Consider the following 24,195-nt stretch of genomic DNA (forward strand, 5'->3'; position numbering starts at 1 on the left):
CTGCCCGACGAACGGGAGGGGGACCGGCATTATTCCATCGGCGCAACCATACGGAGCCGTGGTTGTGCCGGGTGCTGACAGCCGCCACACAAGTTTTGCCGCCCATCTTGGCAGGGCCCGGCGGCGGAGCCCCTGCGGGGTCTCAGTAATTTGCGGGCGGATCGCTGGCGGGGAACGACTCGTCGCTTTCTTCATCAACCTGCGACCAGGTCTTGGGAGGGTTGCGCATTGCCTCGGTGCCCGCGTCACGCACCTGCCGCACCTCGGTGTCCGTGGATTTTTCCGCTGGCAGGCGCCCAGGTTGCTTGGTGTTTTCCGGGCTTTCCGCATTGGCATTCGTATCCTGCCGGTGCTGGCCCGCAGGATCAATCTGCTGCTGCATCTGATTGATCGTGTTCCCTTCGGTGCGCAGCACTTCGGGGGGGATGATCGACTTTGGATTTTCCGTGTCCGACATGGAGTATCCTTTCTTGTGGCACCGCATCAGGGCGATATCGCCCGGTTGACAGGCAAAGCTGCCTGCGGCGGGCGCGTGTCCGCGGTGGGGTTTTGCTCCGGAGGGAACGCCCCGCTGCGGGCAATGGTTCCGGCCCCGCCAAAGTCCGGGGAAGCGCCGCCTGAACAGGCCCGTGTCGCCGGAAACGCGGGGCCGGAACCGACCCCCAGATCCGCAGCGCCGTGATGAAGCGCCTCCGGGCCCTCGGGGCGGCCCGGGGCTTCTGGCTTGGCTGATCCCGGGAGCCGAAAGCGCCGCTCGCGGTCCGGCGTAGGGTCGTACCGCAGCGCCGATGTGACCGGGCTCCGGTCCTGAAAGGAACAACGATTGTTGATTTTTGAACCTGAATCGGGGTGAGTGCCCCTTCGGTGTGGTTAAAAACAGGCAAGTCGCACCGTTAAAAGATGCGAAAAGCGTTGTTGTGTTATTTTTGTTGCTAACCTAGAGCAGTATGGAATCATGCCTTAAATTGCAGAATCGTTTTTGTGGAAGTTTATAATGGGAATGCGTGTACCTTTTCTGGGTCTCGTCTTTGGGCTTGGTATTCTTGCCGCCGGTCAGAGTTTTGCGCAGGACGAAGCGCTCTATGATGCGCCGCCGCCGCCAGATGCTGTTTTCGTGCGGTTTCTGGGAATGGAAACAGCTGCTCCGGTCACTTGGCATGGTGTCGACGTTCCGTTGGAAATACTGAAAACACAGGATTATTTGGTTTTTCATGGCCCGCAGGTTGCGATGGATCCCGGCCAGTTCGCGACGGTCATCGGTGCCGCGGGTGGCGCATCGGTGGATTTGATCGAGGGAGAGCGCAAAGCCGAGAAAGTGCGCATCAGCGTCGTGAACCTGTCCGGCCGCAGTGTCGATCTCAAGGCCGTGGGCAAGAAAGTTGTGCCGATTGTTGCCGACGTGGCTGCGGGGGGGATGGGGGAGCGTTTGGTGAACCCGATTTCCGTTGTTTTACAAACATTTGATAAAGGAAAGCCCCTTGGGGAAGAGTACAAGATAGATTTGCGCCGTGGGGAAGACCCGACAATTCTGGTCGATGGGGATGGCGCGGTGAGCCTGATTTATTCCGTTGTCCACAAGGGTATCGTCGAGTGATCTTCTCCACGGATCTCTTCGTTTTTCTGTTCTTGCCGGTTTTTCTCGCAATTTATTATGTGACGCCCTGGCGCGGGAAAAGTTACGTCATTCTGGCAGCGTCATACCTTTTTTACGGCTGGTGGCGATATGAGTACCTGCTGCTTATTTTCGCGATGTCGACCCTCAGCTTTTACACAGCCAAGATCGCCCACCACGGCAGCACACGCCGAATGCGCCTCGGTGCCATGTGGTTCGGGATCGGCTGTGACCTGGGTGCTTTGCTGTATTTTAAATACTGCAATTTCTTCGTCGATAATGTGAATGGCATATTAACCTTTTCAGGGTCGGAACATTGGGATGTGGCGCGTGTCCTTTTGCCGATCGGCATTTCGTTCCACACCTTCCAATCCATAAGCTATGTGATTGATGTCTATCGCGGAGACGCGCCGCCCGCGCGGCGGCTGGTCGATTTTCTCGCCTTTGGCGCGCTGTTTCCGCAGCTGATTGCAGGGCCGGTGCTGCGGTACAAAGATCTGGCGGATCAGTTCGTGAGCCGCACTCATTCGCCAGAACTGGTGACGCGTGGCGTCTATCGCTTCTTGCTCGGGCTGGCGATGAAAGTGCTTGTCGCCGATACGCTCGCACCTTTGGCGGACCGTATTTTCGCGCTGCCCGCACCGACCTTGTGGGAAAGCTGGCTGGGCGCTCTGGCCTATTCGTTTCAGCTCTTCTTCGATTTCGCCGGTTATTCCGGGATGGCAATCGGCCTGGGCTTGATGATGGGCTTTCACTTCATCGAGAATTTTGACCGTCCCTACATCAGCCGCTCTATCACCGAGTTCTGGCAGCGGTGGCACATCTCGCTGTCGACCTGGCTGCGCGACTACCTCTATATCCCGCTGGGGGGCAACCGGCACGGCAAGGTGCGGACCTATGTCAACCTCATGCTGACCATGCTTTTGGGGGGCTTTTGGCATGGCGCCAACTGGACGTTCCTGCTCTGGGGGGCGTGGCACGGCGGCCTGATGGCGTTCGAGCGTGCTTTGGGGGCGAAAGGGCGCAAGTCAATCTGGCCCGCCGCGGTGGCGCTGCCTCTGACCTTCTGTCTTGTGGTGATCGGCTGGGTGATGTTCCGTGCCAGCAGCGTCAGCGCGGCCTTTTCCATGTATGCTGGCATGATCGGCCTGAACGGCATCGCCATCACCCCTGAAATTGGCTGGCAGATTCAACGCAGTGAAATTCTGGTTCTGGTGCTTGCGATGGGGCTGTGCCTGTTGCCGCGTGGCCTGAAGCTTGCCGATATAAGGATCCATCCCGCGCTGCAAAGCCTGACCTACAGCCTGCTCTTCATCGTCACCCTGAGCAGGATGGTCGCACAATCATTCTCCCCTTTCCTTTATTTCCAGTTCTAGGGCCATGTGGACAAAATATTCCGGCGTATCTCTGTTGGTGGTCATGGCGATAATTGGCGGCGCGAGCCTGGTTCAGGCCGATCTGAAGCCAATCTTGTCCGCCGACATTGTGGATGGAGAGACACAACAGCGGCTGGAGCGTGCCTTTGAGGCCGCGGTGATCGTGCGCGATCCTGCGATCGCCGCTTGGTCGGCCCTGCGGTACAGCGTATTTGGCGAAGTGGCCAAGGGCGTCGTGGTCGGGCGCAACGGCTGGCTGTTTTCGGATGAAGAATATCAGATTGATGTCACCTTCGAAGACAGATTGGCAACAAGCCTCGCGGAAATCCTGGCCGTGCGTGATGTTCTGGACGAGAGGGGGATCGCGCTGCAGGTCGCCTTGCTGCCGGACAAGGCCCGGATGGCCTCGGCTGAAGTAGTCACAGCGCGTGCGGCGCGGATCGAGGGGCGCTATGATCTGGCGCTGAACGAACTGCGGCGCGGCGGGATTGCTCTGCCGGATTTGCGGGCAGCGCTCTCGACCGTTTCTCCCGGTTTCCTGCGCACGGACACGCATTGGACGCCGGAGGGCGCTCAAACGGTGGCGGCAACCCTATGTTCTGCCGCGCCCTTGCTGAGTGAAGACCATGCACCTTTCACAACGACCGTTACCGGGTTCGCGGACCGGACCGGGGATTTGCTGAACTTTATTCCGTTGGGCCCGTTCACAGACGAACTGGGGCTGCTTCCGGAGCGGGTCGCCATTTACACGAGCGCGCGCGCCGATGCCGATGCGTTGGACCTGTTCGGCGAAACAGCTCCGCCGATTGCCCTGGTCGGGACCAGTTACTCCGCCATCGAGGACTGGCATTTCGCCGATTTCCTCAAATCGGCCTGTCAGGCAGATGTGGTGAATTACGCGCTGGAAGGGCAGGGGCCCTTTGAGCCCATGCGCCGGTTTCTCCGTCAGCTGGACACGGCAGAGACGGTGCCAAATGTGGTCCTTTGGGAAATTCCCGAGCGTTATCTGACTGTAGAGGCGGTACAAAAATGAAACTCAAGGCTGCATCCCTCGCTTTGGCGATGGGAATCACCGCGCCTCTGGCATCTGTTGCGCAGGTGAGCTGTCCCGCCCTCGCGGATGTCTCGCAATATCCTGCGGATTGGACTTGGCTGGCGCCGATTGAAATTGCGCGGGGCGGCACAAGAATGCTCCGCAAAGGCGATTTGGAGCCTCTGGACCGTCTGTCCCCCGACACGGTGTCCATGCTTGCCATCACGGTCAAATCACTGCGCGAGAGGTTCGGCACAAACCTCGCAATGATCCTGACGCCGCCACGCGGCCTGCCTTCCACCGATTTTCTCGCCGAGCGCACGGTGCGCCAGTCCTATCTGGACCTGACGGGCGATATCAGATCCGCTGGTGCGATCGTGCCGGATCTGAGCACGCTGGTTGCCGATGCCAGCCAACCCAAATTCTTTTTCGATACCGACACCCATTGGACCCCCGGTGCCGCATTGCGCACCGCGTTGGCGTTGCGCACCACGCTTGAGCAGGTGTTGACCCTGACCTTGCCCGATTTCGGATCCACCTATGTCCTTGGGGATACGAAGACCTTTGATATTGCAGGGTTGATCGGGGCCCGGGTTGCGGAAATCTGTCAGGTCGATGTCCCGGTCGAGACGGTGGAATATCAAGCCGTCGTCGCCGCCAAAGGTGCTGAGAAAGTCAGTGAAGACGATCTGTTCGGTGATCAGGTCGGGGGGCTTGGCCGCGTGGTGCTTTGGGGGACCAGTTTCTCCAACAAGGCCAATGAGGATCGCTTCCGTTGGGAGGATTCCGTGCAATATGCCTTGCAGCAGGATGTGGAGAATTGGGCTCTGGACGGCGGCGGTGTGGACATCGCGGCGCGCAGGTTCTCGGCGCATGGTTTTGACGAGAACCCGCCGTCGCTGATCCTCTGGGAGATCCCCTATACCGCTTTCTCGGAAGTGCCGTTCCGCTCGACCCTGCGCGAGGTGCAAAGCGCGGTGCAGCCCGATTGTACGCAGAGCCCCTATTCGTTTGAAGTTCGTCAGAGTTTCACGCCGGGGGAATGGGTGGACGGGCCGGTTGGCATGGCGCTGCAGGACCGGCTTGAGGTGGAGATGCCGGTGCTGACCAAAGGATCGCTGGAGATCGAACTCGATTTCAACGCCGGTCAGACAGAAACGATCAAAAGCCGGTTCAGTGGTCGTTTGCTTGGAGATGACGCGAGCAACACAAGCAGTTTTTACATCGGAAGCGCCAAGACAGAAGGGCTGATGGGCAATCCGGGCGGTATGCGCATGCGTTTTGTCGATGTGGGTGAACCTGTTGAGGCGGTCTTCAGGGTTTGCCCGACGGTTGCGGTTCTGATGCACTGAGCGTGGCTGCATTGAACCTGGTTGGCAGGTCTGTCTGTGTGGGCGCAGCCTGAGAAATGGAAATGCCCCCCACCCTGCGGTGGGGGGCATTATGTCTGGGTGCCGGTGGCGGCGGGCGTTAGGGCGCTTCGGCAACCGTGCGCGCAAACGCGCTTGCGGCCGGACCGGAGAGCGGCCCGCGGATGCATTCTTCGGCGATATTGGCCTTTTTGCAGAACTGGCTGAAGGCCACGATGGTCGACGAGGTCAAAAGCCCGTTCTTGCGCCCGTCATAAAGCCCATCTGCGTCCAGCACCTCTTGCATGAAATAGACATAGGCATTGGGATTTCCGCTGCGCAGCGCACGGATTTTGGCCGCGCGTGCCTTGGGGGCGGTTTCGCGGATCTCAGTGGCAAAATCTGCGTAGGCGCCCAATGTCTGCGCTGATTTCACGCGATCCCGGATCGGCACCAGATCCGGTTTGGCGGCGACGAGTGCGGCCAGTTTCGGTGCGGCATCCTGCGGCGCTGCCGGGGAGCTCAGATAGGCATAAACCGTTCTGAACGCGCTGGCATCCCCCTCACGCGCGGCCGTTTCGGCCAGTGCCGCAGCGGCGCTGACATCAGCGCCGAGGGTGGCCGCCTCCTTGGGTTGGCGAAGCACAGTCAGCGCCCCCGCCAGATTGCCGGTTTTCGCCAGCATCGCGGCCACGCGCAACTCGGCCTGCGGGTCAGGCGCTTGCCCGAACTGGCCTTTGTTGTAGCCCCGCATCAACAGCAGCATCGCGGGCTGGCTTCCGGCGTCGGCGGCCTGGCGCAAATCCGCCTCGGCAGCTTTGGGGTCTGCCGGAACAAGGTCGCCCGCCAACAGAAGCTTTGCGCGTTTGATATGTGCGCCCTCACTGTCGGCAGCGGCATATGCCGCCAGTGCCGCGGCCCCGTCGACCGGGCCGCCGGTGCCATCGCGGTACATGTCGCCCAGGGCGGCGGCATAGGTCGCATCGCCTGCCTTCAGCTCTTCTTCCATCAGCTTGCGGGCCTTGACCGGATCGGCGGCGATGCCGCGGGTTTTGCCGCGGTAATATGCGTTCAGGAGATCCCGGCGGGCACCCGTGTCGCCCAAGGCGGCGGCCTGCGCCATCAGCTGTTCTGCGCGGGCGGGATCCGTCGGCTTCACTTTGTCATTGAGCAGGAGTTTGGAGAGTTTCAGCATGGCGGGTATCGACCCCGCATCGGCGAAAGTTTGCAGCAGTTCGCTTGCTTTTTCTCCGTCACCGGCACTCAGCAGCGTGCTGACGATCAGGTTTTGCGCCTGAACATTGCCCTGTGTTGCCAGGCTTTCGAGGTCGGTCATCGCCTGCGATTTTTGACTGTCATCGGTGGCGTTTGCCAAAATTTCTTTGATCTGCGGCAGCGTGAGGGCGGCTTCGGCGGGTTTTGTTTCTGTGGCCGTCGGTTGGGTTTCTGTTTGCGCCTGCGCGAGGGCGGTAGCGGCTAAGGAAAAAGCCAAAGAGAGGGCGGTTGCCCTGAAAAGGTTGCACATAAGAAATGTCCTTTGTGGGGAAGACTAACCGTGGTCTTTGAACGCTACCACCCTTGGACTGTGATCGAAAGGCTTGCGGCCGCGCAGACGCGATTGTGATGGTGCACCACCATGCCACGTTCGTCTGTCGTCAGCGTCGTGACACCGGCCCGCCTGAAAAAATGGCCGCGCGGAAAGGTTCGCCCTAAAGTGGCGTGATGCCCAAACCCGGGCCGAGGCCGGATTTGGGCAACTTGCGCCGGGTTGCGGTGCCTAGTTCCGGATCAGTCCGGGCAGCCACAGGGCCAGGTCAGGCACCAACACCAAAAGCAGGATCAGGAACAACGAGCACAAAAGGAAAGGCGCGGAGGCCTGCACAATCTGCGACATCGTGGTGCCCTTCGGGCTGACCCCCATCATCACGAACAGCAACAGGCCGAACGGGGGGGTGGCCAGGCTCAGTTCCAGCGCCAGCAACATCACCACGCCAAACCAGATCGGATCGAAATGGTAAAAGGCGATCAGCGGCATGAAGATCGGCAAGGTCAGCATCATGATCGAGAGCTGATCCATGAACATGCCCAGCACGATCAGCACCACCAGCATCACCAGCAACATGGCATAGGCTGACAGCTCAAACCCCGTGGCGAAAGAGATCAACCCGCGTGAGGCACCCGAAAAGGCCAGCAGCTGCGAGAAGGTGGTCGAGCCGAGGATGATGATCAGCATCATCGCCGAGACCTTGACCGTGCCGCGCATGGATTTGACGATGACATCCCAGCTGAGGCGGCGGTAAAACGTCGCAAGGATCAGGACCGCAGCGGTGCCGCAGGCGGCGGATTCCGTCGGCGTCGCCCAGCCGAGCAGGATCAGCCCGATCACCGCAAAAACCACGAGGCCCATTGGCAACACGTCCCGCATCAGGCCGCCGATGATCTCGCGGAGCGGGTATTTTTCCGTGGCATAGCCGGGGGCGGCTTCGGGATCGAGGCGGATCATCAGCCAGATCATGAAGACATAGAGGCTGGCAAGAATGATCCCCGGGATCAGGCCCGCCATCAACAGGCCGCCGACGTCGATTTTGGCCAGCGATCCGAGCAGCACCGCGAGCGAGGAGGGCGGAATGATCATCGCCAGACCGCCGGTGGCGATGATCGGACCCATGATCAGTTTGGGCTTGTAGCCGCGCTTGATCATGTCGGGCATCAGCGAGGTGCCGAGCATTGCCGTATTGGCCATGGACGAGCCCGACAATGTGGCAAAGATTGTGCCACCGCCGACGGTAAGATAGGCAAGGCGCCCCCGGATATTGCCAAAGCATTTGTCCAGCGCATTGAAAACGCCGATGGCGAGGCCCGAATGAAACAACAGCTCGCCCATGATCAGGAACAGGGGCACGGGCACCAGGGTGAAAGTGGTCACCGAGGCCGAGGCATTGACCAAAAGCTGCTCGATGCCGGCGAAACCACCCATCAACAGCACGACCCCGACCATATTGATGATCAGGAACGAAATGGCGACGGGGATGCCCATGAACATCAGCCCGACAAGGCCACCGATGAGCAGCGCCGTTGCGGAATACCATTCCATCATCTCAGTGATCCCCTTCCGCGCCGGTATAGGTTTCGCCGCGCAAAAGCATGCGCAACAGCTCGGTTGCCATCAGGAAAAACCCGACGGCGAGGAAGGCGAAGAGGATCCAGGCGGGCAGGCTGACGGCGCGGACATCGACGTTTCCGGCGCGTGCCTGCGCGATGGCGAGACGTGCCGCAACCACACCCAGAAGCCCCGTCGCGCCCGCACCCAACACCAGCGAGAGGCGGCTGACCAGGCCCTGAACTGCGCGCGGCATCAGGCCGAGGATCGAGGACACCGAAACATGCCCGTTGATCCGCACCAGCCAGGGTGCGGCCGCCATCGTGCTGAACAAAAGCACATATTCGACAATGGCGCTGATCGCCCGGAAGGGGCGCAGACCCAGATTGCGGCTGATCACGTCATAGATGACAAGCACGGTGACAATCGCGAGCGAGATCCCCGCGAGACAGGCAAGCCCGTAGATGAGACGGTCGTAAGATCGAAGGATTTTTTGCATTGGTATCTGCCCAAATGGGATATCGGCGGCAGGATGACTGCGCCGATATCAACCGGGGTGACGCTTAGTGCGAGAAATAGGCCGCACGCAGTTTCTCGTAATCGGGCGACCCTGAGGCCTTCAGTCGCGCCCAGACCGAATCATAGGCCTGATTGACAAAGGCGTCGCGCGCCGGACCTTCGAGGGTGATGACCTGCATCCCGTTGCCTTCGAGCTTGTCGGTGACCTCTTTGGTGTAGCTCTGCCATTCCGTATATGAGGTTTCCTCAAAGGCGGCGGCGGTATCGGTCAGGATCGTACGGGCCTCTTCGCTCAGCGCGTCCCATTTCTTCGGCGAGATGTAGATGCCGAGATCGGTTTGGAAGATGCTCGGCTCCAGACGGTATTTCAGGAACTTGTCCCAACCCCAGCCTTCGATCGAAGAGGCCGGATAGCCCATGCCGTCAAAGGTGCCGCGCTCAAGGCCGGTGTAGACATCGGGCACCGGAATGCTGACCGGCACCGCGCCGAGGCTTTCATAAAAGGCATTGTAGAGCGGCGAGGCGCGCAGGCGCAGGCCAGTCAGATCAATCTCGCCATTTTCTTTGAGTTTGGGCTTTTCGAGGAACCACAGGTTCACCGGCGCGGCCGGGGCGAACCGCGAGAGGATATGCACGCCCAGTTTCTCCTGCCCGATCTTCTGGATCAGCGCAAAACCGCCGTTCTCGCGCGAGACGAGGGGCGGGACGTCACTGCCGACCCAGGCGTCGGCCTCCGGCATGGTGCCCAGCACATAGCTGAGCGGGCCATAGGTCATGTCGACCACGTTGCGCCCCACCGCATCAATTTGCTGCAGGCCGGGGATGGCTTCGGGGCCGCCGACGACCTCGATCTGCACGATGCCTTTGCCGCGGGTGTTCACCTCCTGAACGAAGCGACCGTAGAGGCTTGCCGTGGTATCCGAGGACGGGAAAGCCGTCAGCGAGCGCAGGGTGTCTTCTGCGGCGGCAGCGCTGCCCCAGACCATCCCATGCGCTGCAAGGAGTGAAGTGAAAAGCATGCCGCGAAGCACAGGGGTAAAGGTGGAAAGTGCCATATCCGTCTCCATGTTGGATGGTCTTGTCGCAAAGGGGGAATCTTCGCTCCCATGGCACTGAAGCTAGCAGTTTGATTTGGAAAGTTTTTTGCTATTTTTGCAAAACAGACTTATGAAAAGCTGAAATAACACTGCGCGGGCGATGCAGCGTTGGTTTGATAAAATCATATTTAAAACAATAGTTTAAGACACCTGCGCCGGTGTGGTCCGGCGCCGGGGCCGCGGCAATCGCGCGGCCCCGGACCGAGGAAAGTCAGAGCTCTTTCTCAACCCGCGCGAAAGCACTGTTGAGCGCATCCACAATCACCATGACCTCTTGCTCATTGATCACCAGCGGCGGCGACAGGATGATGGTCGATCCGGCGGGCCGCACAATCGCGCCCGCGTCGCGGGCATAGGCGGCGACCTTTTCGCCAAGGCCGGTGCCGGGGTCCAGCGACAGCCGGGTCTTTTTGTCCGAGACAAGGTCAATGCCCACCATCAGGCCCTTGCCACGCACCTCGCCGACAAGGCTCGAAGAGGTGGCGAGATGCTGCAGACTGTCGAGCAGCAGTTTGCCTTGCCGGGCGGCATTGGCGGGCAGATCCTCACGCTCGACGATGTCGAGGGCGGCCAGACCCGCCGCGCAGGCCAGCGGGTGACCCGTCGCGGTAAAGCCGTGCATGATGATGCCATTGGGCGAAAAGCCCTTGTACCAGGCAGAAGTGACACGCTTGTTGAACGCGGTTGCGGCCAACGGGATATAGCCCGACGAGATGCCCTTGGCGAAGCACATGATATCGGGTTTCACGCCCCAGCCGCGCGCGCCGAACATGCTGCCGGAGCGGCCGAACCCGGTGACCACCTCATCCGAGATCAACAGGATATTGTGGCGGTCCAGCACTTCACGCACCTTGGGCCAGAAGCTGGCGGGGGGTACGATGACACCGCCCGCGCCCTGAATCGGCTCGGCGATGAAGGCGGCAACTGATTCAGGTCCTTGGTGATAGATCTCGCGCTCAAGGAGCGTGACGATCATCGCCGAGAGCGCTTCCGGATCCTCGGTATAGGGGTTGCGGTAGGTCCAGGGGGTGTCGATCTGCGTGCAACCGGGCAAAAGCGGGCCATAGACGTTGCGGTAATAGGGCGCGCCATTGACGGAGACGCCGCCGAAATGGATGCCGTGATAGCCATTCTTCAGCGAGATGAACTTGTAGCGGCCCGATTCGCCCATCAGGTTCCAGTACTGCCGCGCGAGCTTCAGCGCGGTTTCCACCGCATCCGAGCCGTTGGCCGAGAACAGCACCTTGTCCATCTCTTCCACATCGGCCATCGCGCAGATCTTGGCCGACAGTTCAATCGACGGGCCCGTCGCCGTGCCGGCAAAGCTGGAGTAATACGAGATCTTGTCCATCTGCGCGATGATGGCCTCTTTCACCTCGCGGCGGTTGTGCCCGACATTGACGTTCCACAGGCCGCCAATGCCATCGACATAGGATTTGCCATCGATATCGGTGACATAGCACCCTTGCGAGTCAGTGATGATCTGCGGCGGATGCTCTTGCGAGATCAGCGGATGGGTCATCGGGTGGAACTGATGGCGTGCGTTATGCTCGCGCAGGAAGTTATCCGTGCGGTCCAACATGATTGTCTCCAGTGGGAAAGGGGGGGTGGCCGCATTGCGTGCCACCGGGGGAATTGATCGGGGGCGTTATTCGAAAACGCTGCCCAGATTGTCGTAAAGGGCGGGGTTTGCGCGTTTGATCCGGGTTGCGACCAGCAGGCCGATGACGCCCGCAGCCGCAATGATGACGGGGACCAGATAGACAATGGGCGAGTCCACGCCGATCAGCATTCTGAGGTTCTGCAAGACCAGCGCGATGACCGTCACCAGACCCGCGAGGCCGAGAAGCGGCAGGATCAGGGTCATCAGAAGCGGGTGTTCAGGGGCATTGACCCGCCGGAAATAGGCGATGATCGCCAGCGAGACCATGACCTGCACCGCCAGCACCGCAAGGACCGCCATGCCCGACATCCAGGAGAAGACGATCCGCATCGGATCGGCGCCGAGCAGGATGAACGTGCCGAGGATGATTGCTGCCGTGGCGGTTTGCAGATAGCCCGCATGCGAGGGTGAGCCGTAGACCGGATGCGCCTGACCGAGGGTTTTGGCAATGATCCCTTCACGGCCGAGCGCGAAGAAATAGCGGTTCAGCGTGTTGTGGAACGACAGCACGCAGGCAAAGAGCGAGAGCAGCAGCAGCGCGTTCATCAAGGTCACCGACCAATGGCCGAGCACGTTTTCGGCGGCGGTGAAGAACAGCGTCTCCAACCCGTTCTGCGCCACGCTCTGGATGTTCGAGGGGCCGTAATAGACCGCGATGGCCCAGGTCGAGAGCGCATAGAAGGCGGTGATCAGCGTCACGGCGACATAGGTGGCGCGCGGGATCGTGCGGTGCGGATCGCGGGCTTCATCGCCGAAGATCGCGGTGGCTTCAAAGCCGATGAACGAGCCGATCACAAAGACCAGTGCCACGCCAAGGCCGGGGGAGAACACGGTTGCCGGGGCGAAGGTGGTCAGGGTCAGGCCCTCGGGGCCGCCGCCCTGCAGGATGATGCCGATGTCCAGCATCAACAGGATCAGAACCTCCAGCGTCATCGCCACCGCAAGGATCTTGCCGGAAAAGGCAATGTTGCGCTGCCCGGCCAGATGCACCAGCAGCATGGCGATCAGCGACCAGACAAACCACGGCGCTTCAAGCCCGAGGCCCGCCATCGCGCCCTGAAAGAACACGCCGAACATCGCGTAAACCGCGCATTGCACCGCCGTATAGGTCAGCAGCGCCATCATCGCCCCGGCAACGCCGGCGGGGCGCCCCAGGCCCTGCGCGATATAGGTGTAGAAACCGCCGGTGCTGCCGATATGGCGGCTCATGGTGGTGAAACCGGCCGAAAAGATGATGTAGAGCAGCCCGGAGAGCAAAAACGCTCCCGGCACGCCCGCGCCATTGCCAAAGGCGAAGGCCACGGGCGACGCGCCCACCACGGCGGTCAGCGGTGCCGCCGCCGCCACGACAAAAAACACGATATGCGCGAGACCGATCGAGTTCCGCTTGAGATGCGTGGTGCCGTTTGGCGGCGCCGTTTGGGCATCGAATGACATTATGATGACTCCCTGATGATGCTTTTGTTTTTTGCCAGTATGCCACGCGCGTCTTGACAGCCCATTGCCAACCGCGCCATTGATCCGATAAATTGCGCCAAGGAGAGCCCATGCGGCACGCAAACAGCCCCACCGGGCAGCCGGGCCGGACGACCATACGCGCTTCGGCGCTGACGCCGCTTTATGAGTATCTCGTGGCGTCGCCGATCGACGAATCAGGGCTGCTGGCAGAGCAGAACCTGCGGGTTGCTGATCTGGCGGATCCGTATTCGGTTGTGGCGCTGTCGCAATATGTGGCGCTTTTCGAGGCGTCGGCCGCAGCCCTTGAGGATGCCTCGCTGGGCTTGCGGATCGGCATGAAGGCCCGGCCCGCGGATATGGGGCCGATGGGCGTCTTGTTCTCGCTGTCGCCCACCCTGCGCGTTGGGATGCAACGGCTTGCGGCCCATGTGATGGCCCTGCAGGGCGGCACGCAGTCCTCGCTCTTCGAGGCGGATGACGAGTTGGTCTGGACCTACAGGCCGAGCGACCCCGCGCTGTGGCCGCGCCGTCAGGATGCGGAATACACGCTGGCGGCGGTCTGTCAGTTGATCCGCTCGAGCTTTGCTTCGGACTGGCGCCCGGTGGAGGTGCATTTCGAGCATGGCGACGAGGCGGACCCGGCGTTGATGCAGCGCGTTTTCCGCGCCCCTGTCCTTTATCGCCAGCCCTGCAACCGGCTGATCCTGCGGCGCAGCGATGCGATGCGGGTCTACCGCGCCGAGGACAAGGGGCTGGTCACCATTCTCGAACATCACATCGGTGATCTGATCCGGCAATCGACGTCCAGCCTCTCGGTCACCGAGAATGTGCGCAACATGATCGGCGCGTTCCTCGGCAAGAAACCGATCACGGTCGCCTCACTCGCGGCGGAAATGCGGATGTCGCCGCGCAGTTTTCAGCGGCATCTGGCCGAGGCGGGCACGTCGCTGCGGGCCTTGCTGCGCGAGCACCGCGAGGCTTTGGCCGTGACGCATCTGGGCGAGACGGGCGCGCAGGTGGGGCAGGTTGCCGACGCGCTGGGATATGCGGATGGTACGGTGTTCTGGCGGGCCTATCGCAGCTGGACCGGACAGGAACCGAGTGCCCTGCGCAAGCGTGGAACGGGTAAAAGCCCCTCCGGCGCAGGGCCGGAGGGGTAGTCGGGGGGGAAGAAGCCGGGGTCTGGCGTCAGCGGTAGGCGATGCAGACCGATTTGGTCTCGAGGTAATTCTCGACCGCGCCCGCGCCATGTTCGCGCCCGATGCCGGATTGCTTCATGCCGCCGAACGGCATGTTCTGATCCGGAATGTTGTGGCTGTTGACCCAGACGGTGCCCGCCTGAAGCCGGGGCACATATTTCATCATCTTGTTGAGGTCAGTGGTCCAGATCGAAGCGCCCAGACCAAAGCGGGTGTCATTCGCCATACGGATTGCCGCATCTTCATCGGTGAAGGGGGTGACCGAGATGACAGGGCCGAAGACCTCGTCCTGCATCAGGGCCATGTCCTGGCGCACATCGGTAAACACCTCGGGCGCGACGAAAAAGCCGTCTTCCGGCGCGGTGGCGCAGATCATCGGTTTTGCGCCCTGTTCGATCCCGCGCGCGATGCAGGATTTCACATGCGCCTGATGGCGGGCGGAAACCACGGGGTTGATCTGGTGACGCGGGTCAAGGCCGGAGCCGATGGAGAGGCTGCGGGTGATGTTGGTGATCACCTCCAGCGCCTTTTCGTAGATCCCGCTTTGCGCATAGATCCGCACGCCCGAACAACAGGTCTGCCCGGTGTTGAAAAAGCTGCCGATGCCCGCCGCGACGCCCAGAAGATCGAGGTCCATGTCGTCAAACATCACCATCGGCGCCTTGCCACCGAGCTCCAGCGTGACGCGCTTCATGTCCTTCATCGCCTGCACGCCGATCAGCTTGCCGGTCTCGGTCGAACCGGTGAAGGCGATTTTCGCGATGCCGGGATGCGCGACCAGCGGCGCGCCGGTGTCTTCGCCCATGCCGGTGACGACGTTGACCACCCCCTCCGGGATCCCGGCTTCAAGCGCCAGCTGCGCCAGCCGGATCGAGGTCAGCGGGGTCTCTTCGGCGGGTTTCAGGACAATCGTGCAGCCCGCCGCCAGCGCAGGCGCAATTTTCCACGAGGCCATGTTCAGCGGGAAGTTCCAGGGGGTGATCGCCGCCACAACCCCCACCGGCTCTTTGCGGGTATAGGCCTGATAGCGCATCCCCGGCGGGATCGGGATCGAGACATCCAGCGTGCTGCCGGTGATTTTCGTGGCCCAACCGGCCATATAGCGGAAATATTCTGCCGATGCCGTCACTTCGATCAGGCGCGACAGCATGATCGACTTGCCGTTGTTGAGCGTCTCGAGCTGCGCCAGTTCCTCGCCATGCGCCTCGATCAGATCGGCGAGTTTCAGCATCAGCCCCTGACGCTGGGCGGGCAGCATTTTCGACCAGGGGCCCTCAAACGCGGCCTGCGCGGCTTTGACGGCGCGGTCCACATCTTCGGCCGATCCTGCGGGGACGCGGGCCAGCTCTTTGCCGGTGGCCGGGTTGTAGACGGCAAAGGTCTTGCCGCTGGCCGAGGCGACATTCTCGCCGCCGATCACCATTTTTGGCGCGGCGAGGAAATCCGCGACGGCGGGCAAAAGCGTGTCAACGGCGCTGTCGGGCGGTGCGATTTTCATAGGTCTCTCCCTGAGTTTTTGCCGCGCCAGTCATCTGGCGGGGCCTTGGGCCGTTCGCGACCCGTGAGTGATGCGCCTTCTTAAGAGGCTTTGGTGAGCACGAAGTCATAATCGGCCACCCAGGCCTCAGACTGGCTTTGGGTGGGGACAAAGGTGGTGATCAGCGATTGCTTGACGCCAAAGACGGCATCCGAGGTCAGATAGTCATCCCCCGCCACAAAGGTGTGGGTGATGACGCGCTCAAACCCCGGGGCGGTCACCAGAAAATGCATATGCGCGGGCCGCCAGGGGTGACGCCCCAGCGCCGCCAGCATCCGGCCCACAGGGCCATCATCGGGGATCGGATAGGAGACCGGTTTGATCCCGCGGAACGCATAGCGCCCGTCGGGGCCAGTGCGGAAGATACCGCGATTGTTCCACTGGGGCTGAAGCCCGGGCTGCTGCACGTCGTAAAACCCGTCGGCATTGTCAGACCAGACGTCGATCAGCGCGTTTTCAACCGGATTGCCGTCCAGATCGAGGACACGGCCCTGATAGAGGCAGATCTCGCCCTTGCCATCGAGGCTGATCTGCGCGCCCATCGGCCGTTCGGGGGCATTGGCCACATGAAACGGGCCAAAGACCGTGGTTTCGGTCGCGCCTGCGGGCTTGGGGTGGTTCACCGCATCCACCAGCATCGAGGCGCCCAGCGTGTCTGACAACAGGATGAACTCCTGCCGCTGATCGCTGCACATCTGGCCGGTTTCGGTCAGAAAGCCGATGGCGCTCTCCCATTCGGCCTCGGTCAGGCGCACGTCTTTGATGAAGGCATGCAGATGGCGCACGAGCGAGGACATCACCAGTGCCAGCCGGGGATCGGTTTCGGCACCAATCCGGGCGTTCACAACCTCAACGGAATTCTCTGCGGTCAGATATTGCGACATGGTTACCTCATTCGGAGAGTGGACGGGTGCCGTGATAGGCCCGCGCGATAAGGTCGCGCAGGGCCCGGGGCTCAAGCGGGCGCGGGTTCCAATAGGGATTGGCCAGTGCCAGATTGGCGGCCCGTGCCACCCCGGCCTCCGGCATGCCCAAGGCAGCCAGGCCTGCCGGTGCGCCGACCGCCCGGCCCAGATCATAAAGCGCACCCGCGGGATCCGCGCCGAGCACGGATCTGAGCTGCGCCATCACCTCCGGGATCGCCGGGGCATTATAGGCCAGCGCATGCGGCAAAACCACCGAATGGGTTTCGGCATGCGGCAATTCAAAGCTGCCGCCGAGCGTGTGGCAGAGCTTGTGATGCAGCGCCATCCCGACCGCGCCAAGGCAGGTGCCGCAGAGCCAGGCGCCATAGAGCGCCTCGCTGCGGGCGGCGCGATCTTGCGGATCCTGCGCGATGGCGGGCAGCGCCCGGGCGAGGGCCGCGATCGCCTCAAGCGCGAGGGCATTGATCACCGGGTTGGTGTCCCGCGCATAAAGCGCCTCGACCGCATGGGCGATGGCATTGATCCCGCTGGTGCCCGACATGGCGGCGGGCAGGGTCATTGTCAGATCCACGTCATAGATCACCACTTCGGGCAGCACTTTCGCGGTGACCTGCGTGCGCTTTTGCCCCCCGTCCGTCTCGCCGATGATCGGCGTCATCTCCGATCCCGCATAGGTGGTGGGCAGCGCGATCTGCGGCAGATCCGTGCGCAGCGCAATCGCCTTGCCAAGCCCGATGGCCGAGCCACCCCCGAGCGAGATGACTGCATCCACCCCAAGCTGGCGGGCATGCTCGGTTGCGGCTTCGCTGACCTCCACCGGCGTGTGCATGGCGGCCCGGGCAAAAACCCCGACGGCGCGGGCGCCAATGCGGGCCGCCAGCGCTTCGGCCTCGGCGGTTTGCGCCGCGGTGGAGAGGATCAGGACCCGCTCCGCGCCGAGCAGCGTCAGTTCTTCCGGCAGGCGGGCGATGGTGCCGCTGCCGAAAATCACGCGGGCGGGATGGCTGGTGTAGGTAAACTGGCGCTGTTGCATTCAGACTTCCCCTGCCGATGCGACGACGTAATCGACCTGATGGCGCGCGATGCGCAGCCCGGCCAGCGTATCGCGCAGCGCCAGATGCGCGGGATGAACCGCATAGGCCGCGAGTGCGGCAGCACTGTCGAACTCGGTCACCAGCACCATGTCACAGGCGTAGTCGATCCGGCTGATGTCGATGCCGATCTCCAGATGCGTCATGCCGGGGATCGCGCCGCGCAGGGCTTCGAATCCGTTGCGTACCCGGGCCATGGCAAGAGAGCGCTCTGCGTCAGTTTCGCCAGTGACCCGCCACATCACAATATGGCGGATCGGGCAGGGGGGCTTTGTGGCCATCGGGATCCTCGTGTTTGTCACGGCACAACGTCAGGGTGCCGCTTTTTTCAGCTCTGACAGTAGCAGCTGCTTTTACAGGATTAATCACGTATTTCAGGAAACAGTTTTGCAGTTTCGTCAAAAAAAGCACCTCGCGCGCAATAAGAGAATTGCCAGATGTCCGATTTGCAGTAACATTAACGTAACAAATCATGGATGCACGCAATGGACAGGCTCACCGAACTCGAGGTATTCGCAAAGATCGCCGAAGAAGAAAGCCTGACCCAGGCCGCCAGTGCCTTGGGCATTTCCGTCTCGGGCGTCAGCCGGCATCTCTCAGCCCTGGAGGATCGGCTGCAGGTGCGGCTGATCCAGCGCACCACCCGGCAGATGCATCTGACGCTGGAAGGCGGGCGTTTCGCGGCGAGTGCGCGGGAGATTCTGGCCAGTTTGCGCGACGCGGAGGACAGCATCAGCCATGTCGCGGCGGAACCGCGCGGCACCCTGCGCGTGGGCGCGTCATTGTCGTTTTCCATGCTGCATCTGATGCCGGTTATCGCGCTGTTCCGCACGCGCTATCCGCAGGTCAGCGTCGAAGTTCAATCCTCGAACCGGTATTATGATCTGGTCGAGAACGGGTTGGATCTGGCCGTGCGCACACGCCGGGTTGAGGTGGACAGCAGCGTCACGATCCGCAAACTCGCAGAGGTCAAACGGGTTTTGACGGCGTCACCCGCCTATATTGCGCGCAACGGGATGCCCCGAACCCCCGAAGATCTGCAGCAACGCGCGATGCTGCTGTACACGTTGGCCGATGATTGGGAGCGCCTGCATTTTTGCCGGGACGGCGAGGTCAGGGTGCTGCCGGTGAAAGGCGAAGTTGTTTCCAATGATGGGCAATTGCTGCGTCAGGCGGCGCTGGATGGCCTGGGGATCATGGTTCAGCCGGCCTATGTGGTCTATGATGACATCCGCGCGGGACGGCTGGTGCGCGTGCTGCCCGACTGGGAATTGCCGCGGCTGACGATGAACATTGCCTTCCCGTCGCGCAGCCATCTTCCGGCGCGCACCCGGCTTTTCATCGACACTTTGGTCGAGTATTTTTCCGACAACCGCTTCGAAGCTCTGTGGGCGCAGGTTTGAGGGCACAAGTCTGAGGGCAGGGGCCCGGCCGGATTTTGCATTATCCCGGGAATTGCAAGAATATGCAGGGCGCAGGGCGACGCTCCGCAGCGCGGGATGTCCGAATGCGCGGCTTTCGAGATATACCAATCACACCTGACGCAGCCCCGCCCCGAAAGGGTCAATATCGGTGGCCCGGCCTTGGGGGGGGGCGGTCTTACATGCGGTCGAGCCGGGCGAAAACGCGGCCCAGAACATTGTTGAGCAGCACGCGTTCTTCCGCCGTGATCTCACCAAAGCTGTCCTGCAGGATCGATTGCGCTTCGACCAGCGCCAGAGCCCGCAGCCGGTCGCCTTTTTCGGTCAGACAGGCCTCGGTCACCCGGCCATCGGTCGGGCGCACGCGCGTGGTGACCAGCTCATCGGTGATCATCCGCTGTACCACTTTGGTGGTGGTGTTCAGCCGCATGGTCGACAATTCCGCAATCTCCGAGATCGACAGATATTGCTCTTCCCAGAGTGAGATCAGCACCCGCCAGCGCGGCACATCAATGCCGATCGGCTTCAGGCGCCGCTCGAGTGCCTGCACATAGCGGGCATTCACCCGGCTGATCCAGTAAAACGGCCAGTCCATTTTGACATGTCTTGCGCTGGGGGCGTTCACGGGAGGCTCCTCGGTGGTCCAATGATTGTCGCGGCCCTGCGCCTGAAACGTCCGGGGCGGGTCGGTAAGCTCTGGTGCAGATAATGCCAATGGGGGGAGAAGGTAAAGTAATGTGCACATAATTTCACCAGCTTTTGCGGCGGCGGCTGCCGGTGTTTTCCCCGCGCCGCTGCCGGTCAGCCCGCTTTCAGCGTGTGGAACCCGCGGCCAAACCACAAAAGCGCACTGGCCTGATCCTTGACGGAGGTTGCCTGAACCTCACAGAAGAAAACGCTGTGCGTGCCCCGCGTTTGCACATCGGCGATGCGGCAATCGAAGGAGACGGTGGCATTTTTCAAAACCGGCACGCCGGTTGCGGCCACCCCCCAGGCCTCCGGGACGAAACGGTCTTCGCCGGTGTAGCGCGCGAAGGAGAGCGACAGCGCCTGATGCTCTTCCCCCAGCACATTGACGCAAAGCGCCGCATTGCGGACGAAAGCGTCATGAGCAAAGGCATTGCGGTTGATGCAGACCAGCAAGGTGGGCGGCGTGTCGGTGACCGAGCAGACCGCAGAGGCGGTCAGCCCGTGCCGGCCCGCCGGGCCATCGGTGGTGATGAGGTTCACCGCAGCACCCAGCAGGCTCATGCCATTGCGGAAGGCCTGTGCTTCGGCGGGGATCGGGGCGGGCGTGGTCATGGGGCCTCCTTTACACGTCGAGGACGAGCGTTTTGGAGCAGGCGCGCGAGCAGCAAACGCAGATCGCATCGCCGTCGTCCCGCTCATCTTGGGTCAGGAATTTGTCGCGGTGGTCCGGCACGCCCTCAAGCACATCGGTGACACAGGTGCCGCAAACGCCCTCTTCGCATTTCACGTCGATCTTGATGCCTTGCGCCGCCAGAACCTTGGCGATGGTGTCGTTCGGCCCGACGGTCACCGTGATGCCCGACCGTTGGGCGACCACCTCAAAGCTCTCGCCCGAGGTGTCGACATCGGCCGAGAAATACTCGCGGTGGACATTCGAGGTCGCATGGCCCGCAGCCTCGGCGGTGCTGATCACCCAGTCCATGAAGCCCTGCGGCCCGCAGACGTAAAGATGTGTGGCCGCATCCGGGGCAGGCAGATCGCGGGTCAGATCAAGGCGTTGCTCCGGGGCGGCATCATCGTGGTGAAACACCACATTCGCTGCCCAAGGTGCTTTGGCGATCATCTGTTGAAAGGCTGTGACGCTGGCCGAGCGCGTGCAATAATGCAGCGTGAAGGGACGCCCGAGGGCGTGCAGGCGCTGCGCCATCGCCAGCATCGGGGTGATGCCGATCCCGCCGCCCAGAAGCACGGTGTTTTGCGCATCCTCCGCCAGCGGAAAATGGTTGCGCGGCCCCTCGACGGGAAAGCGGGCGCCGGGCGTGGCCAGACGGTGGACCGCCTCCGAGCCGCCGCGGCTGTTCGGATCGCGCAAAACGCCGATCTCGTAAAACCCGGTTTCGGCAGGGTCGGAGCAGAGCGAATATTGCCGCCACAGATCGCAGCTATCATCGACCAGATGCAGGTCAAGATGCGCGCCCGCGGTAAAGGCGGGCAGCGCCGCGCCATCGGGGGCAGAGAGCCGGAGGCGCACGATATTGCCCGCCTCTTCAATGCGCTCTGCGACTTTCAGGGTCATCATCGTTTCGCTCATCGCATGTAGATCCCGCCGTTAACATCCCAACAGGCGCCGTTCACAAAGCCCGCCGTCGGGCCCGCCAAGAGCGCCACCAATTGCGCCACGAAAACCGGATCGCCCAGATGGCCCACCGGAATCCCGGCCAGTGCCCCGGCCATCTTCTCGGGCGTGATCACCGAGCGGACCATCGGCGTGTCCATTGGCCCCGGCGCGATCGCATTGCAGGTCACGCCAAACGGGGCGAGATCGCGCGCGAAAATCTTGGTCAGCGTCAGGATCGCGCCTTTGGAGGCGGCGTAATGCGCCCCGGTGGCGGTGCCGCCATTCTGCCCGGCAAGCGAGGCCAGATTGATGATCCGGCCATAGCCGCGCGCCTTGAAATGGCGGCCAAAGATCTGGCTGCCCGCGAAAGTGCCGCCCGCATTGGTCGACAGGATCGCGTTGAAATCGGCCGGGTCGATCTCCAGCACCGGTTGCACCGCGGTGCGGGCGGCATTGTTCACCAGCACCTCGACCGAGCCCCAGCGGTCGATGGTTTTGTCGAGCACGCTCTGGAAATCCCCGGGTCTGGTCACATCCAGCGTCGCGGTGACCGCGGTTTCCCCCGCCAGATCCAGTTCCGAGGCCAGCGCGGCGCCGGCCTCGGCATCCAGATCCGAGATGATGACGCGAAACCCCGCCCGGTGCAGCGCCCGGACGGCCTCGGCACCAAAGCCCCGAGCGCCACCCGTCACCACCGCCGTCTGGATTTTCTCCGGAAGCGGCGCGGTCATCAGAACAAATAGCTGAACGAATTCAGCATCCCGTCAGAGTTCAGCAAACGCGCCACCTTGTCGTGGATCTTGAAACCGTTTTCGGTGACCAGCAGCGTATAGGTCAGATCGGCGGCCCAGACGCGCTGGCGGCCGAATTTGTCCTCGATCAGATGTTCGGCGCAGCGCACCACCAGACGGTCGCCCTCGGCGCTGTCGATCCTGAAGCGCGAGATGGTGCGCACGGTTTTCGCCGGCGGGGCCGAGGAAATCGAAAACCCCTGCTGGAACCGCGCCACGCGGTCTTTGCGCATCTTGGCATTGTCGTGGCACAGGTTCAGCGCATTGGCGAAATCTTCGGTATCGCCGATGGGCAGGGTGTAAAAACCCTTGCCCTCCCACAGGGCCAACCAGGCGTCATAATCCTTGCGGTCGAGCAGATCTGCTTCCGACCAGATGAATTCAGCAACCGCCGTCAGTTGGGCCGTGCTGTTGATGTGAACCATTTCGTTCATGCTGACATCATCCTTTTCCACATTTTATAGGCCGCGCGCATGCCGGTTTCGGCGCTGATATGGCCGCGCGGGCCGTCCTCGCCGGGGGCTTCGTCGACCATGCCGCGGTTGACGAGGATCGGCAGGTGATCGGCGCCCTTGGTGCCGCGCTGCACCCGTTCCCAGACCTCGGCATCGTCAGGCGAGCCAAAGCCCATCGGGCCCTGAAAATGCTCATGTAGGCGCAGGCGCATCTGGTTCGCCGCCGCCGGTCCGCCCTCCATCCCCAGCGCGATGTGGCGGATGTCGGTTTTCTCGACCGTGATCGGCGTCAGCACGCGGAAGAAGGACAGCGAGAACGAGACATTGGGGAAGAGGTTCAGGTTGAAGCCCGCCCCGCCGGTGGCGCGGACGATCTTCTTGACCTGGTCTTCCGGGTAGCCCTCGTCGCGCAGCTCTTGCGCCAGTTCCTGAAAGCGCTCGGGGATCGGGGCATCGAGGTTCTCGTCCAGATCGACCAGCTCGGGGATCATCACCATGACCGAATGGCCATTGCCCAAGTCTTCGACAAAGCCCTTGCCGGTGTCGAGGAATTTGAAAATCTCTTCGGTTTCGCCGTCCAGCGACTGCATGAAGGATTTGTGCACCACCGGGAAGTGATAGGCGTCGGTGGTGTTTTCCAGCTGCACCTTCCAGTTCATCGGCACCGAAAACTGATGTTCGCCCAGTACTTTGACCGGGAAGCCACCGCCCTGTTTCATGAACAGGTCGATCCATTTGGTGACCGGGCCGAGGAAATCCACCAGCGGTTCGATCTCGTGGTTGAAGGTCGCAAAGACCATCCCGTTATAGCTCTCGGTGCGCAACCGCTCGAGCCCGTGCTGCTCCTTGTTGAAATCATCGCCGTATTGCTCGGGATAGGGCAGGGCGCGCAGGCTGCCGTCGAGCGCATAGCCCCAGCCGTGGTAGGGGCATTGGAAGGACGAGGTCTTGCCCTTCTTCACTTCGCAGACGGTGGCGGCGCGGTGGCGGCAGCGGTTGACCATGACATGGATGGCGCCCTTGCGGTCGCGCACCACGATCACCGGCTCTTCGCCGACGGTCGACAGTTTGAACGAGCCCTTTTCGGGGAATTCGCTCTCATGCGCGACCCAGACCCAGGTCTTGCGGAAGATCCGGGTCATCTCTTCTTTGAAGAGGTCCGGGTCTTCGTACATGACGGTGGCGACCTTCGCCTCCGTGTCGGAATAAAGCGCGTCAAGGTCGCTGAACTTCGGGGTGTCGAGGGACATGGGGTGTTCC

General features: G+C 61.9%; 23 protein-coding genes. 6 read left to right on the forward strand and 17 right to left on the reverse strand.

Annotated elements, in window-relative coordinates; translation table 11 throughout:
- Positions 1-142: 142 nt before the first annotated feature.
- On the reverse strand, positions 143-457 hold the full coding sequence (locus ACEN2S_RS09260; protein WP_441865337.1) for a hypothetical protein: 315 nt from the start codon (positions 455-457) through the stop codon (positions 143-145).
- A 537-nt stretch (positions 458-994) separates the two neighbouring features.
- On the opposite strand from ACEN2S_RS09260, the gene ACEN2S_RS09265 reads away from it, so the two are divergent.
- Genes ACEN2S_RS09265 through ACEN2S_RS09280 form a run of 4 tightly spaced genes read left to right on the forward strand, consistent with a single transcriptional unit; the run spans position 995 to position 5,373 of the window.
- On the forward strand, positions 995-1,594 hold the full coding sequence (locus ACEN2S_RS09265) for a hypothetical protein (protein ID WP_441865340.1): 600 nt from the start codon (positions 995-997) through the stop codon (positions 1,592-1,594).
- Positions 1,591-2,988 (forward strand): MBOAT family O-acyltransferase, encoded by a 1,398-nt coding sequence (locus ACEN2S_RS09270; RefSeq protein WP_441865343.1) that lies wholly within the window; start codon positions 1,591-1,593, stop codon positions 2,986-2,988. Before ACEN2S_RS09265 ends, ACEN2S_RS09270 begins: the two co-directional genes overlap by 4 nt.
- Positions 2,989-2,992: 4 nt before the next feature.
- On the forward strand, positions 2,993-4,021 hold the full coding sequence (locus tag ACEN2S_RS09275; RefSeq protein ID WP_441865346.1) for an alginate O-acetyltransferase AlgX-related protein: 1,029 nt from the start codon (positions 2,993-2,995) through the stop codon (positions 4,019-4,021).
- A complete protein-coding gene (locus tag ACEN2S_RS09280; RefSeq protein WP_441865349.1) occupies positions 4,018-5,373 on the forward strand; it encodes an alginate O-acetyltransferase AlgX-related protein in 1,356 nt (451 codons plus the stop codon). The genes ACEN2S_RS09275 and ACEN2S_RS09280 overlap by 4 nt, the downstream gene beginning before the upstream one ends.
- Positions 5,374-5,491: 118 nt before the next feature.
- On the opposite strand, the gene ACEN2S_RS09285 is transcribed toward ACEN2S_RS09280, so the two are convergent.
- From ACEN2S_RS09285 to ACEN2S_RS09310, 6 genes are all read right to left on the reverse strand, one after another.
- On the reverse strand, positions 5,492-6,706 hold the full coding sequence (locus ACEN2S_RS09285) for a tetratricopeptide repeat protein (RefSeq protein ID WP_441865351.1): 1,215 nt from the start codon (positions 6,704-6,706) through the stop codon (positions 5,492-5,494).
- A 441-nt stretch (positions 6,707-7,147) separates the two neighbouring features.
- The gene (locus ACEN2S_RS09290; RefSeq protein WP_441865354.1) at positions 7,148-8,467 is read right to left on the reverse strand and encodes a TRAP transporter large permease; all 1,320 of its coding nucleotides are present in this window, start codon (positions 8,465-8,467) and stop codon (positions 7,148-7,150) included.
- Position 8,468: 1 nt separating this feature from the next.
- The gene (locus tag ACEN2S_RS09295) at positions 8,469-8,969 is read right to left on the reverse strand and encodes a TRAP transporter small permease (RefSeq protein WP_441865357.1); all 501 of its coding nucleotides are present in this window, start codon (positions 8,967-8,969) and stop codon (positions 8,469-8,471) included.
- 64 nt (positions 8,970-9,033) lie between these two features.
- Positions 9,034-10,044, reverse strand: coding sequence for a TRAP transporter substrate-binding protein DctP (gene dctP / locus ACEN2S_RS09300; protein ID WP_441865359.1), 1,011 nt, complete (start codon positions 10,042-10,044; stop codon positions 9,034-9,036).
- Positions 10,045-10,297: 253 nt separating this feature from the next.
- The gene (locus tag ACEN2S_RS09305; RefSeq protein WP_441865361.1) at positions 10,298-11,668 is read right to left on the reverse strand and encodes an aminotransferase class III-fold pyridoxal phosphate-dependent enzyme; all 1,371 of its coding nucleotides are present in this window, start codon (positions 11,666-11,668) and stop codon (positions 10,298-10,300) included.
- 66 nt (positions 11,669-11,734) lie between these two features.
- Positions 11,735-13,186: an APC family permease gene (locus ACEN2S_RS09310; protein WP_441865363.1), complete on the reverse strand. Its 1,452-nt coding sequence runs from the start codon at positions 13,184-13,186 to the stop codon at positions 11,735-11,737.
- A 110-nt stretch (positions 13,187-13,296) separates the two neighbouring features.
- On the opposite strand from ACEN2S_RS09310, the gene ACEN2S_RS09315 reads away from it, so the two are divergent.
- Positions 13,297-14,367, forward strand: a complete 1,071-nt coding sequence (locus ACEN2S_RS09315) for an AraC family transcriptional regulator (RefSeq protein ID WP_441865366.1) — start codon at positions 13,297-13,299, stop codon at positions 14,365-14,367.
- Between the two features lie 28 nt (positions 14,368-14,395).
- Here the strand turns inward: ACEN2S_RS09315 and ACEN2S_RS09320 are convergent, their stop codons facing one another.
- The 4 genes from ACEN2S_RS09320 to ACEN2S_RS09335 form a co-directional block, all read right to left on the reverse strand.
- Positions 14,396-15,904, reverse strand: coding sequence for an aldehyde dehydrogenase family protein (locus ACEN2S_RS09320; protein ID WP_441865368.1), 1,509 nt, complete (start codon positions 15,902-15,904; stop codon positions 14,396-14,398).
- A gap of 80 nt (positions 15,905-15,984) precedes the next feature.
- The gene (locus ACEN2S_RS09325) at positions 15,985-16,827 is read right to left on the reverse strand and encodes an intradiol ring-cleavage dioxygenase (RefSeq protein WP_441865371.1); all 843 of its coding nucleotides are present in this window, start codon (positions 16,825-16,827) and stop codon (positions 15,985-15,987) included.
- A gap of 7 nt (positions 16,828-16,834) precedes the next feature.
- Positions 16,835-17,902 carry a maleylacetate reductase gene (locus ACEN2S_RS09330; protein WP_441865374.1) on the reverse strand — a complete coding sequence of 356 codons (1,068 nt, stop codon included), beginning with the start codon at positions 17,900-17,902 and terminating at the stop codon, positions 16,835-16,837.
- A complete protein-coding gene (locus tag ACEN2S_RS09335) occupies positions 17,903-18,241 on the reverse strand; it encodes a Dabb family protein (protein ID WP_441865377.1) in 339 nt (112 codons plus the stop codon).
- A gap of 204 nt (positions 18,242-18,445) precedes the next feature.
- On the opposite strand from ACEN2S_RS09335, the gene ACEN2S_RS09340 reads away from it, so the two are divergent.
- A complete protein-coding gene (locus tag ACEN2S_RS09340; protein ID WP_441865379.1) occupies positions 18,446-19,363 on the forward strand; it encodes a LysR substrate-binding domain-containing protein in 918 nt (305 codons plus the stop codon).
- A 196-nt stretch (positions 19,364-19,559) separates the two neighbouring features.
- Here ACEN2S_RS09340 and ACEN2S_RS09345 read toward each other — a convergent pair whose 3' ends face one another.
- The 6 genes from ACEN2S_RS09345 to ACEN2S_RS09370 form a co-directional block, all read right to left on the reverse strand.
- Positions 19,560-19,976, reverse strand: coding sequence for a MarR family winged helix-turn-helix transcriptional regulator (locus ACEN2S_RS09345; RefSeq protein WP_441865382.1), 417 nt, complete (start codon positions 19,974-19,976; stop codon positions 19,560-19,562).
- Positions 19,977-20,182: 206 nt separating this feature from the next.
- Entirely contained in the window at positions 20,183-20,683 is a 501-nt protein-coding gene (locus ACEN2S_RS09350) for a flavin reductase (protein ID WP_441865384.1), read from the reverse strand.
- A 10-nt stretch (positions 20,684-20,693) separates the two neighbouring features.
- Entirely contained in the window at positions 20,694-21,662 is a 969-nt protein-coding gene (locus ACEN2S_RS09355; protein ID WP_441865386.1) for a PDR/VanB family oxidoreductase, read from the reverse strand.
- Positions 21,659-22,420, reverse strand: a complete 762-nt coding sequence (locus ACEN2S_RS09360; protein WP_441865388.1) for an SDR family NAD(P)-dependent oxidoreductase — start codon at positions 22,418-22,420, stop codon at positions 21,659-21,661. Before ACEN2S_RS09360 ends, ACEN2S_RS09355 begins: the two co-directional genes overlap by 4 nt.
- Positions 22,420-22,914, reverse strand: coding sequence for an aromatic-ring-hydroxylating dioxygenase subunit beta (locus ACEN2S_RS09365; RefSeq protein ID WP_441865390.1), 495 nt, complete (start codon positions 22,912-22,914; stop codon positions 22,420-22,422). Before ACEN2S_RS09365 ends, ACEN2S_RS09360 begins: the two co-directional genes overlap by 1 nt.
- The gene (locus tag ACEN2S_RS09370) at positions 22,911-24,185 is read right to left on the reverse strand and encodes an aromatic ring-hydroxylating oxygenase subunit alpha (RefSeq protein ID WP_441865392.1); all 1,275 of its coding nucleotides are present in this window, start codon (positions 24,183-24,185) and stop codon (positions 22,911-22,913) included. Before ACEN2S_RS09370 ends, ACEN2S_RS09365 begins: the two co-directional genes overlap by 4 nt.
- Positions 24,186-24,195 lie beyond the last annotated feature (10 nt).

Source organism: Phaeovulum sp. W22_SRMD_FR3, from assembly GCF_052113705.1.
Taxonomy (GTDB): Bacteria; Pseudomonadota; Alphaproteobacteria; order Rhodobacterales; family Rhodobacteraceae; genus JBGQOG01.

Excerpts from the sequence above, each read along its gene's own strand:
- ACEN2S_RS09260 (WP_441865337.1), bottom strand. The coding sequence starts at position 457 with ATGTCGGACACGGAAAATCCAAAGTCGATCATCCCCCCCGAAGTGCTG.
- ACEN2S_RS09265 (WP_441865340.1), top strand. The coding sequence starts at position 995 with ATGGGAATGCGTGTACCTTTTCTGGGTCTCGTCTTTGGGCTTGGTATT.
- ACEN2S_RS09275 (WP_441865346.1), top strand. The coding sequence starts at position 2,993 with ATGTGGACAAAATATTCCGGCGTATCTCTGTTGGTGGTCATGGCGATA.
- ACEN2S_RS09280 (WP_441865349.1), top strand. The coding sequence starts at position 4,018 with ATGAAACTCAAGGCTGCATCCCTCGCTTTGGCGATGGGAATCACCGCG.
- ACEN2S_RS09285 (WP_441865351.1), bottom strand. The coding sequence starts at position 6,706 with ATGACCGACCTCGAAAGCCTGGCAACACAGGGCAATGTTCAGGCGCAA.
- ACEN2S_RS09290 (WP_441865354.1), bottom strand. The coding sequence starts at position 8,467 with ATGATGGAATGGTATTCCGCAACGGCGCTGCTCATCGGTGGCCTTGTC.
- ACEN2S_RS09295 (WP_441865357.1), bottom strand. The coding sequence starts at position 8,969 with ATGCAAAAAATCCTTCGATCTTACGACCGTCTCATCTACGGGCTTGCC.
- dctP (WP_441865359.1), bottom strand. The coding sequence starts at position 10,044 with ATGGCACTTTCCACCTTTACCCCTGTGCTTCGCGGCATGCTTTTCACT.
- ACEN2S_RS09305 (WP_441865361.1), bottom strand. The coding sequence starts at position 11,668 with ATGTTGGACCGCACGGATAACTTCCTGCGCGAGCATAACGCACGCCAT.
- ACEN2S_RS09310 (WP_441865363.1), bottom strand. The coding sequence starts at position 13,186 with ATGTCATTCGATGCCCAAACGGCGCCGCCAAACGGCACCACGCATCTC.
- ACEN2S_RS09315 (WP_441865366.1), top strand. The coding sequence starts at position 13,297 with ATGCGGCACGCAAACAGCCCCACCGGGCAGCCGGGCCGGACGACCATA.
- ACEN2S_RS09320 (WP_441865368.1), bottom strand. The coding sequence starts at position 15,904 with ATGAAAATCGCACCGCCCGACAGCGCCGTTGACACGCTTTTGCCCGCC.
- ACEN2S_RS09325 (WP_441865371.1), bottom strand. The coding sequence starts at position 16,827 with ATGTCGCAATATCTGACCGCAGAGAATTCCGTTGAGGTTGTGAACGCC.
- ACEN2S_RS09330 (WP_441865374.1), bottom strand. The coding sequence starts at position 17,902 with ATGCAACAGCGCCAGTTTACCTACACCAGCCATCCCGCCCGCGTGATT.
- ACEN2S_RS09335 (WP_441865377.1), bottom strand. The coding sequence starts at position 18,241 with ATGGCCACAAAGCCCCCCTGCCCGATCCGCCATATTGTGATGTGGCGG.
- ACEN2S_RS09340 (WP_441865379.1), top strand. The coding sequence starts at position 18,446 with ATGGACAGGCTCACCGAACTCGAGGTATTCGCAAAGATCGCCGAAGAA.
- ACEN2S_RS09345 (WP_441865382.1), bottom strand. The coding sequence starts at position 19,976 with ATGGACTGGCCGTTTTACTGGATCAGCCGGGTGAATGCCCGCTATGTG.
- ACEN2S_RS09350 (WP_441865384.1), bottom strand. The coding sequence starts at position 20,683 with ATGACCACGCCCGCCCCGATCCCCGCCGAAGCACAGGCCTTCCGCAAT.
- ACEN2S_RS09355 (WP_441865386.1), bottom strand. The coding sequence starts at position 21,662 with ATGAGCGAAACGATGATGACCCTGAAAGTCGCAGAGCGCATTGAAGAG.
- ACEN2S_RS09360 (WP_441865388.1), bottom strand. The coding sequence starts at position 22,420 with ATGACCGCGCCGCTTCCGGAGAAAATCCAGACGGCGGTGGTGACGGGT.
- ACEN2S_RS09365 (WP_441865390.1), bottom strand. The coding sequence starts at position 22,914 with ATGAACGAAATGGTTCACATCAACAGCACGGCCCAACTGACGGCGGTT.
- ACEN2S_RS09370 (WP_441865392.1), bottom strand. The coding sequence starts at position 24,185 with ATGTCCCTCGACACCCCGAAGTTCAGCGACCTTGACGCGCTTTATTCC.